The 9,615-nt window shown below is 63.8% G+C and carries 7 protein-coding genes; 4 read left to right on the forward strand and 3 right to left on the reverse strand.

All coding sequences use genetic code 11. The features are described from left to right. Positions 1-1,339 (forward strand): acetolactate synthase large subunit (locus HP547_RS23595; RefSeq protein WP_172287696.1); only part of this gene is annotated, 1,339 nt, incomplete at its 5' end. A 269-nt stretch (positions 1,340-1,608) separates the two neighbouring features. Here HP547_RS23595 and HP547_RS23600 read toward each other — a convergent pair. Together HP547_RS23600 and HP547_RS23605 are read right to left on the reverse strand one after the other, a co-directional pair. Further along, positions 1,609-4,146 (reverse strand): HWE histidine kinase domain-containing protein, encoded by a 2,538-nt coding sequence (locus HP547_RS23600; protein WP_172287698.1) that lies wholly within the window; start codon positions 4,144-4,146, stop codon positions 1,609-1,611. A 103-nt stretch (positions 4,147-4,249) separates the two neighbouring features. Further along, on the reverse strand, positions 4,250-5,041 hold the full coding sequence (locus tag HP547_RS23605) for a helix-turn-helix transcriptional regulator (protein ID WP_172223405.1): 792 nt from the start codon (positions 5,039-5,041) through the stop codon (positions 4,250-4,252). Positions 5,042-5,237: 196 nt separating this feature from the next. Here HP547_RS23605 and HP547_RS23610 point away from each other — a divergent pair, with 196 nt between their 5' ends. The 3 genes from HP547_RS23610 (at position 5,238) to HP547_RS23620 (ending at position 8,557) form a co-directional block, all read left to right on the forward strand. Beyond that, a complete protein-coding gene (locus HP547_RS23610; RefSeq protein WP_172287700.1) occupies positions 5,238-6,602 on the forward strand; it encodes an APC family permease in 1,365 nt (454 codons plus the stop codon). A 12-nt stretch (positions 6,603-6,614) separates the two neighbouring features. After that, positions 6,615-7,718 carry a P1 family peptidase gene (locus HP547_RS23615; RefSeq protein WP_172287702.1) on the forward strand — a complete coding sequence of 368 codons (1,104 nt, stop codon included), beginning with the start codon at positions 6,615-6,617 and terminating at the stop codon, positions 7,716-7,718. A gap of 203 nt (positions 7,719-7,921) precedes the next feature. Continuing rightward, positions 7,922-8,557 (forward strand): dTMP kinase, encoded by a 636-nt coding sequence (locus HP547_RS23620; RefSeq protein WP_172223399.1) that lies wholly within the window; start codon positions 7,922-7,924, stop codon positions 8,555-8,557. A gap of 8 nt (positions 8,558-8,565) precedes the next feature. Here the strand turns inward: HP547_RS23620 and HP547_RS23625 are convergent, their stop codons facing one another. Further along, the gene (locus HP547_RS23625) at positions 8,566-9,468 is read right to left on the reverse strand and encodes a LysR family transcriptional regulator (protein ID WP_172223396.1); all 903 of its coding nucleotides are present in this window, start codon (positions 9,466-9,468) and stop codon (positions 8,566-8,568) included. Positions 9,469-9,615: the final 147 nt, after the last annotated feature.

A 9,615-nucleotide genomic window follows, 5' to 3' on the forward strand; every position in this document is an offset into this window, starting at 1 on the left:
CAAGAAGTCCAAGCAGGGCCGCTTCCAGATCATTGACGTGTGCGGCATGATGGACCCCATCACCAAGTACACCCACCAGTTCGCCTCGGCCGACAACATCCCGGCGCGCATGCGCGAAGCCTTCCGCTTGGCCGAAGAAGAAAAGCCGGGTGCGGTTCACCTGGAGCTGCCGGAAGACATCGCCGCCGAGCAGACCGATGCACTGCCGATCCCGCGCAGCCTGCACCGCCGCCCGCTGGCCGAGCACGTCGCCATCGAAGCTGCATTGGAAAAGCTGCAGAACGCCCGTAGCCCGATCCTGGTGATCGGCGCCGGCGCCAACCGCAAGATGACCGCCAAGGTTCTCAAGCAACTGATCGACAAGACCGGCATCCCGTTCATCACCACCCAGATGGGTAAAGGTGTGGTCGACGAGCGTCATCCACGCTTCCTCGGCAACGCCGCGCTGTCGTCCGGTGACTTCGTTCACCGCGCCGTCGAGGCCGCCGACCTGATCATCAACATCGGCCACGATGTGATCGAGAAGCCGCCGTTCTTCATGGTCCGCGGTGGCACCGAAGTCATCCACATCAACTTCCGCTCGGCCGAAGTCGATGCCGTGTACTTCCCGCAGGTGGAGGTGATCGGCGACATCGCCAACGCCGTGTGGCAGATCAGCGAAGCCCTGAACGACACTTCGCACTGGGACTTCACCCGCCTGCTGGCCATTCGTGAGGCCAACGAAGCGCAGATCGCCGAAGGCGCTGACGACAACCGCTTCCCGGTGTACCCGCAGCGCATGGTTGCCGATATCCGTCGCGTACTGCCGTCCGAAGGCATCGTTGCTCTGGACAACGGCATCTACAAGATCTGGTTCGCCCGTAACTACAAGGCGCACAAGCCCAACACCGTGCTGCTGGACAACGCCCTGGCGACCATGGGCGCCGGCCTGCCATCGGCAATGGCCGCGCACCTGGTGCACCCGGACCGCCCGGTGATTTCGGTATGTGGCGACGGCGGCTTCATGATGAACAGCCAGGAGCTGGAAACTGCAGTGCGCCTGAACATGCACATCACCGTGGTGATCCTGCGTGACGATGGCTACGGCATGATCCGCTGGAAACAGGCCAACATGGGCTTCACCGATTTTGGCCTGGATTACGGCAACCCGGACTTCGTCAAATACGCCGAAGCGTACGGTGCCAACGGCCACCGCGTGGAAAGCGCCGAAGGCCTGCTGCCGCTGCTGGAGCACTGCATCAAGACCCCGGGCGTGCACGTGATCGACTGCCCGGTCGACTACAGCGAGAACGACCGCATCCTCAACAGCGAGCTGCGCGAGCGCGCGCTGGCGGTGTAACGCCTGGCCCCACAGGTACGACGCATCGGCGCCGTACCTGTGGGTGCAACTGTCTTCTGTAGTAGATCGCCCAGCCCATTGGGCTGCGCTGTCGCGCAGAGAACTGATGCTGGGCGCTCCGCGTACCCTGTGGGAGCGGCTTTAGCCGCGAACACCGGCGAAGCCGGTGCCATATACCGTGTTGGATTCTTCGCGGGTCAACCCGCTCCCACACAATACCGCCCCGGCTTACATCAGTGAGGCCCTGGTCGCAGAGTGGCCCAATTGCCTCAGCGCAGAAGACCTTGCAGGCTGGCCAGGATGGTATTGGCATCATAAGGCTTGCGCGTGACGGGAACGTGCCCCAGGTGCTCGGGAATGCTGACACCCTCGCCGTAACCCGTGGCAAACAGGAACGGCACCTGCTGGCGCAGCAGTTCATCGGCGACGGATATCGACGTCCCGGTCCCCAGATTCACATCCAGTATCGCAACGTCCGGTTTGCGTTTGGCAAGCAAGCGTATTGCCTCGTCTTCGGAGCTTGCGGTAATCACGTCCTTGATCTGCGCATCGTTCAGAATCTGCTCCAGGCCTACCGCTATCACCAACTGGTCCTCGAGGATCAGTACGCACAAGCCTGGCCGGGCTGCAAAAGCCTCGGCTGGCCGGGCGATGGGCAAGGCCAGGGTAGGGGGTTCGATCTCTTCGGCTACGGACAGGTGCTTGGCCGGGATCCTGAAAAACCCTTGCAGTCCTTCGGGGTGATACTCCACCGTGCTGGTACCGCCCAGGTCGAACGGTATGCTGCGCTCGATAAGCACCGAGCCAAAGCCCCTGCGGCTCGGGGGACGAATCACCGGCCCGGCGCTTTCACGCCAGTGGATGTCGCAGGCGTAGGCGGCGTCGATTGCCCAATGTACCGCAAGCTTGCCGCCTGCCCGCGACAGCGCACCATACTTGGCAGCGTTGGTGGCCAGCTCGTGCAGCACCAGCGCCATGACCGAGTAGGCGCGCGCATCCAGGATCACGTTCGGGCCGTGCAACTCGATCATGCCGGCGGCAGTGCGGTAGGGCGAGAGCTCGGCCTCGAGCAGCATGGCCAGGCGCCCGCCACCATCACCACGCACCACCTGGTCATGGGCAAGTGACAAGGCCTGGATGCGCCCCTTCAAGGTCGCCACATAGTCCTGCAGGGTCTGGCTTTCCGTGGTGGGGTGGGCGACCAGCGCGCCAATCAGCGAGAGGATGTTCTTGACCCGGTGGTTGAGTTCTTCGTTGAGGATGCGCTGGCGCATGTCGGCCTTGGAGCGCTCGCTGGCAAGCAACTCGCTGTTGTGCAACACCACCTCGACGATGGCGGAGCGGATGGCATCGCCGAACTGGCGGTCCTGTTCGGTCCACGGCAGCGACTGCTGGTGAACGGTCTCTTTCCAGATGGCGAAGCTCTTGCGCGGCGTCAGGCGATCGCCCAGCGCGCCGCTGTCATAGGTCTTGTTCGGATCGCCGGCCCAGTCGAGGGTCTCGATCACTTCCTTGCGGAAGAAGATCAGGTAGTCCCGTGGGCGCTGTGACATCGGGATGATCAGCACGCCGGACACGTCGGTGCTGTACGCCTGGGCTGACAGGTGCACCGTCGAGAGCCGGTTGGACGCCCAGGTGCGGCCTTCGGCGACCATGTCTGCCAGGCGCAGCAATTCAGGCACAGCCGACGTGGGCGGGGCCAGCCCGGCAGATGCCCAGCGGCCTTGCAGCGACATGCCAATGCCATCGCAGGGGATCAGCGACATGAACTGCGGCAGGCGCGCGTGGAAGAACCCGTCGATATCTTCAGACTTGCTGGCATCGCGCAGCATGCGGCCCAGTGCCTTGTGCACCTGCACGGCGGTTTCGAGCCTTTGCCGGCTGCGCAACGTCTCGATATGCAGCGCGAAAAACTCGCCGAACATTTCCGCAGCCACCCGTTGCCCCATGGCCAGGGTACGTGGCGCGTAATGATGGCAAGCGATCATCCCCCAGAGCTCGCCGTTGACGATGACCGAAATCGACATCGAGCCGCGCACGCCCATGTTGCTCAGGTACTCGCAATGGATCGGCGAGACACTGCGCAGGTGCGCGTAGGACAGGTCGAGCGGCTCGCCTGACGGGTCGAGTACAGGGTCGAGGGCCACGGCCTTGAACTGTGCGTCGGAAATGACCCGGATCGGGTTGCGCAAATACAGCGCGCGGGCCTGCTTGGGGATGTCGGAGGCAGGAAAATACTGGCCCATGAAGCTTTCCAGGCCGTTGCGCCTGGCCTCGGCTACTATCTTGCCGGCGCCATCGGCACCCAGCTGGTAGATCATCACCCGGTCGTAGCCGAGCACGGCGCGGACAAAACGCGCGGCGTCGCGGAACAGCTTGGTGGTCTGGTCGATTTCGCGCAGCTGGCCGATCAAGGTGCGGGCCAGTTCTATCGGCTCGGCGATGCTGGCGCCTGCGGGCTCGAGCTCGAGGATCGCCGTGCCCTTGAACGTGTGGGCCGCGACATCGACGGCCTGGCCGCTGGGCAGCACCACGCCGAAACTGAGCGCTGGCCGCGCAGCTTCGCGGGTGCGCGCCAAGGCGTTGCGCAGGGTATGCGCCACCTCGTCGCCCAGTACCGCATGCAGCTTCTGACCGTTCAGTTCACCCGTTACGCCGAGCAAGGCTTGCGCATTGAGCGAGTGGCGCAGGATGGTGCTGGCTGACACGTCACAGGCCAGCAGGCAGCCATGGGGCTGGATGCTGCCGGGTATCTGGATGGGCTCGCGGTCGCAGTTGGTCAGGTTTACTTCAGGGTTGGAGGTCATTGGCCCGTGCCTGTGGGGGAAATGAAAAGGCCGCCAGCAGGGCCGCCGCCGTCAGCCTAGCAGGCATTGTTCGGCTTGGGGATAGCAAGCCGGCCAGGCGCGTTCAGGCAATCGGGTTCGCCCCGCGGTCATCGGAAAACCCGAGCTCGCGAATGAACATCGAGAACAGTTCGGGGTGGGACGAGATGTTCAGTTTCGTGTACAGGTGCCGTCGGTGCACCTTGATGGTCTCGGGCGAGATCCCCAGCCGTTGTGCCATGGCCTTGGACGAGTAGCCGCGCAGGATGAGCCGGGCGATTTCCAGCTCGCGCTCGGACAACAGGCCTTGGCCGAACCTTGCCAAGGCGTCGCCAACGGCTGGCTGAACGGGTACCGAGACGCCGCTGCGGGCCCAGTGCTGCTGGAGCAACGCCAATACCCAGGCACTGACCAAGGTGAGTTTCCCCAGCTCCGCCGTCTCGAACGCGCGGCGCATGCCCAGCGACAGCGACAGCACCCCGTCGGGCAACTGCAGCAGAAACTGTACTTCGTCCACCAGCACATGGGCCTGGAAGTAGTTCAGGTAATAGTCCGCTTGCCAGAAGTGATCCGGCGCCACCTCCTCGAGGTGGTAGCAACCACTGGGCAAGCCTTCGCGCGCAGCCTGGTAGAAAGGGTCGAGCAGGTACAGCCCGTCGAGGTACAGCTCACCGGCGGCGGGCGCTGGCGCGGCATCGTATTCCTCCAGCACGTGCGGGGCGCCCTGGGGCGGGAAGTGAATTGCCAGCGCATTGTCGAATGGCACCCAGTGGCGCAACACCAGGATCAGCTGCCGCCAGAAGCGCGGGCCGCCGATGTGTTCGATGGTTCGGGCCAGGGCGGCGTGGCCGGCAACTTCATGAAAGAGAATGTCCACGACACGGTCCTTGAAAGCGGTAAGGCATTGGTGCGCGATTGGCCGCCGCTGTCAACGGGGGTAACCCTTAGTGGGAATTGTCCAGGCGGGTGCTGGCGCATAGATTCCATCCCCATCAAGCGGGCCGTCGAGCCCGCCATCGTTCGCCTGCTGGTTCTGCCTCCTGACACACCAACAATAACGTGAGGATGAACATATGACGTCCTGTAATGCCCCCACCCCGGCGCTGAAACCCACGCTGAGCGTGCCTGATGTAGTTGCCATTACCGTGTCCTCGGTAACCCCCGCCAGTTCGGTATTCGTGATTGCGCCGTTTGCCATTGCCCAGGCAGGTACCGGAGTAATCTGGGCCTTTGTGCTCGGTGGCGTGCTGGCGCTGATGTTCGCGCTTTGCTACGCCGAGCTGGGCCGTGCGCACAGCGCCGCCGGCGGCGAATACGTGTTCGCCAAACGGGTCTTTGGCGGCATGGCAGGTTACGCGACCTTTCTTACCGTGCTGGCCATGCTGGTATTTGTGCCGCCTGTGTTGGCCACCGGGGCAGCCACCTACCTGAATGCGGCACTGGGTACCCAGCTGGACGGGCAGACGGTGGCCTTGGTGATCGTGGCGCTGGGCTATCTGCTCGGTATCCTCAACATCAAGCTCAACGCGTGGGTCACCGGCATCTGCCTGCTGCTTGAGGTAGCGGCACTGATGGTGATCGTGGTGTTGGGCTTTGGCCACGCCCAGCAACCGCTCGGCACGCTCGTCACCCCACTGATACTGGATAACGGGATATTGCACGCGGCACCCTGGGCACTGGTGATCGGGGCGGTCGGTACGGCGCTGTTCTCGTTCAACGGTTATGGCGGCGCCGTGTTGCTGGCCGAGGACATGAAGTGTGGCGGGCGCGGTATCCCTCGGGCGGTACTGTGGTCGCTGGTGCTGGTGGTAGCCATCGAAGTGATTCCGCTGGTGGCGTTGCTGATCGGTGCGCCCTCGCTGGAAGCGATGCTGGCAAGTCCCGACCCGATCGGCTACCTGCTGACCGCCCATGGCAACGAAACGCTGTCGCGCCTGGTCAGTGCCGGTATCTTCCTTTCGGTGTTCAACGCGATCATCGCGCTGGTGATCCAGAGTGGCCGGGTGATCTACAGCAGTGGGCGAGACGCGTTGTGGATGCCCACCCTGAACCGTGCCTTCACCCGCATCCACGCCAAGTGGGAATCGCCGTGGCTGGCCACGCTGTTCCTCGCCGTGCCCTCTGCGGCCCTGACCTTCAGCTCCAGCTTGTCGGAGCTTACCTCCTTCACGGTACTGCTGATCCTCGGCGTGTACCTGGTGGTGGGCCTGTGCGCGCTGTTCAGCCGGGTACTGCGGCGTGACCGCGAACACCCGTACCGGATGCCGCTGTGGCCTCTGCCGGCACTGGTTGCGGTGACGGGGGCGGGGTACCTGTTGACCACCCTCCTGAGTGAGGCTTCGGCCCGGGACATCCTGATCATCCTTGGCATGCTGCTGACCTCTGTGGTGCTGTACGGCACATACGGCAAGTTGAGCCCTGCCTTCCAGAAACTTTGAGCGAGAGACATGATGCGAGCACGCGACCTGGGCATTACGCTGGGCCTTGGCCAGCCAGGCCCCCACAATGCAATTACCGATGTACCTGGCGTACGGGTGGGCCACGCCACCTTGAACACCAGCCATGGCGGCAAACCTGTGCGCACCGGGGTCAGTGTCATTGAGCCCCGCGACGGACCGGCGCGCTACCAGCCCTGCTTTGCCGGTTGCCATGTGCTGAACGGCAATGGCGATGCCACGGGGCTGGAATGGATTCGTGAAGCGGGCCTGCTGACCACTCCCATCGCTACCACCAACACGCACAGCGTCGGGGTAGTGCGCGACGCGCTGATCGCGCACGAGCATGCGACCCTGGCCGACACGTCGACCTATTGGTGCATGCCGGTGGTGATGGAGACCTACGACGGGGTGTTGAACGATATCTGGGGCCAGCATGTGGATGCAGACCTGGTCCAGCAAGCGCTGGCCGCCGCCAGCAGCGGGCCGGTGGCCGAGGGCGCGGTTGGCGGCGGCACCGGCATGATCTGCCATGAGTTCAAGGGCGGCATTGGCAGCGCGTCACGGGTAGTGCCGGCAGAGCAGGGTGGCTGGACTGTGGGTGCGTTCGTCCAGGCCAATCACGGCCAGCGTCGTGAGCTGAGGGTGGACGGTTATCCGGTGGGCCGGGTGCTACTGGACCTGCCGTCGCCATTTGCACAGCAGGACACCGCGGGTATGGGCTCGATCGTGGTGGTGCTGGCTACCGATGCACCGTTGCTGCCGCATCAATGCCAGCGCCTGGCGCAACGTGCTGCGCTGGGAATTGCCCGCACGGGGGGCGGCACCGACGATTCCAGTGGTGATGTGTTCCTGGCGTTTTCAACGGGTAATACCGGGCTGGCGCCGGCCGACTACAACCGCCGCGATCTGCCGACCACGGCGCAGGTGGCGATGGTCAACAATGACCATATTTCGCCGCTGTTTGCGGCGGCGGCCGAGGCGGTGGAGGAAGCGATCGTCAACGCGATGCTGGCCAGCCGGGGCATGGTGGCCGGGGACGGACGACAGGTGCCAGGGCTGGCGGGGGCAGCGCTGCTGGCGGCACTGCGGGAGGTGGGCTGGAAGGCTCGGGTTTGAGGGGGGGCGTCAGGGCTGACAGGTGCTTGCCGCAAAATATGCAGCGCCTGTCAGCCCTGGCGCAATCTGCCAAAAACCATGAACTCTTCCATCCGAACCGATCATTTCCTGCTGCGGAGTACAAATGTACCCCTCACGCTTCCCCTTGAACCCGCGTCGCAATAAATGCTCTCATCCCGCCCCAAACCCAACCGGTACCGAACATGAACCGCCCGCTGTTTGTTTCCATGGACGGCCCCAAGGGCACCGGCAAGACCACGCTGCTCGAGGCCGTTACCCAGGCCCTGAGGGCCGAAGGCAAGAAGGTGATCCGCCTGTGCGAAAAGAACAACGACCCCTTCAGGCGCGAGACCATGGCCCTGGTCAACCAGCTCGCCAGAAACCCCTCGTGCGAGCTGGAGCTGCAGGTTTGTGAACGTTTTGCCGAAAGCCGGGCCTGGATTTCCCGGTCCGTGCTGCCACGCCAGCCGCTGGGCAGCATCATCCTGATCGATCGCTGGTACCCGTCCGACGCCGCGTTTCGCCGCAGCGTGCCATTTGCCGACATCTTGCAATTGAACCTGCGCCGTGATGTCCAGGTGCCAGACCTGCACGTCGGCGTGGTCACCGACCCGCAGACTTCATGGGCCAGGGCCGCAGCCCGCACACGAGGGCTGGGCAGCACGGTCATCCATCGTCTGGAGGAACAGGCTGCCTGCACCGAGGCGTTCGAGCGTGCGGCTGCAGAACACGGCTGGCTGCTGTGCCGTAACGAGGGAAGCATAGAAGCGGCCACACGCCAGTTGACCACTGAGATAAACAACGTGCTGCAGCAACGCCAGAACCTGGCAGGTTGCTGATCCTGCCTCTACCGCGTGGTTTCCAGCGCAGCCCATCGATCCGTCAGCTGGTCGATGAAAACGCGGATCGCAGCCGGTACATACATGCTGTTCCGGTACAGCGCATGGATGGGCTGGCGCAGCAGATGCGCGGGGTCGACGACGGCGTCGAGTTCACCCATGGCGATGGCTTCACCCACTAGCCAGGCTGGCAGAAGCGTCACCCCTAGGCCGCGCACGGCCATGGCCATCAAGGCTTCGGCGCTGTCCGCCTGCAACCGCGGTGGGTACTCGAAGCGCGCGTGACGGGGCAACAACCCGGGCTTGAAGAAGCGCCACGGCGCATCGCGCAGTTGCGTATGCGCCAGCCAGTGCGCGTGTACCAGCGCGTGCGGCGAGGCGATCGGGTGGCGCTGCAGGTACGCCGGGCTGGCGACCACTTGCAACGCATAGTCGCCAATTCTGGCGGCCTTGAAATCGGAGTCTGCCAACTGCCCCAGGCGGATGGCGACATCAAAGCGTTCGGCAACCAGGTCACTGAGCTGCGATGAGGCTACGTGCTCGATCGACAGATCAGGGTGAGCCTCTGCCATGTCCGCCATCAAGGGCAGCACCGCTCGCTGTGCGAAGGCCGGCGTACTGGTGATGCGCAAGCGCCCGCCGAGCCCGGCATGCGACTGCTGCACGCTTGCCGACGCCCGCTGTGCAAGCTCAAGCAGCTGGCGCGCCTCGCGCAGGAATGTGGCCCCGACATCGGTCAACACGGTGTGACGGGTATTGCGGGCCAGCAGGCTGACCCCCAGGTCTGCTTCCAGGCGCCGGACGTTGAAGCTGACCCGGGCCTTGGACAGGGCGAGCAATTGGGCTGCCTTGGTGAAACTGCCGGTATCTGCGACAGCCACGAAGGTGGCAACACGGTGAAGATCGAGCATGATTGTCAAAAAATAGCGAACAGTGTGAACGATATTACAGCACTTATGCCCCAGCAGCTGTTTGCTTACAGTCAGGCTCGCTGACTGGAGTTCACCGTGGCCTTACTTGACATGCGTCGTCGCATCACCTGCGTTTACCTGCTGGGG

This window comes from Pseudomonas sp. CM27 (assembly GCF_013179515.1).
Classification (GTDB): domain Bacteria; phylum Pseudomonadota; class Gammaproteobacteria; order Pseudomonadales; family Pseudomonadaceae; genus Aquipseudomonas.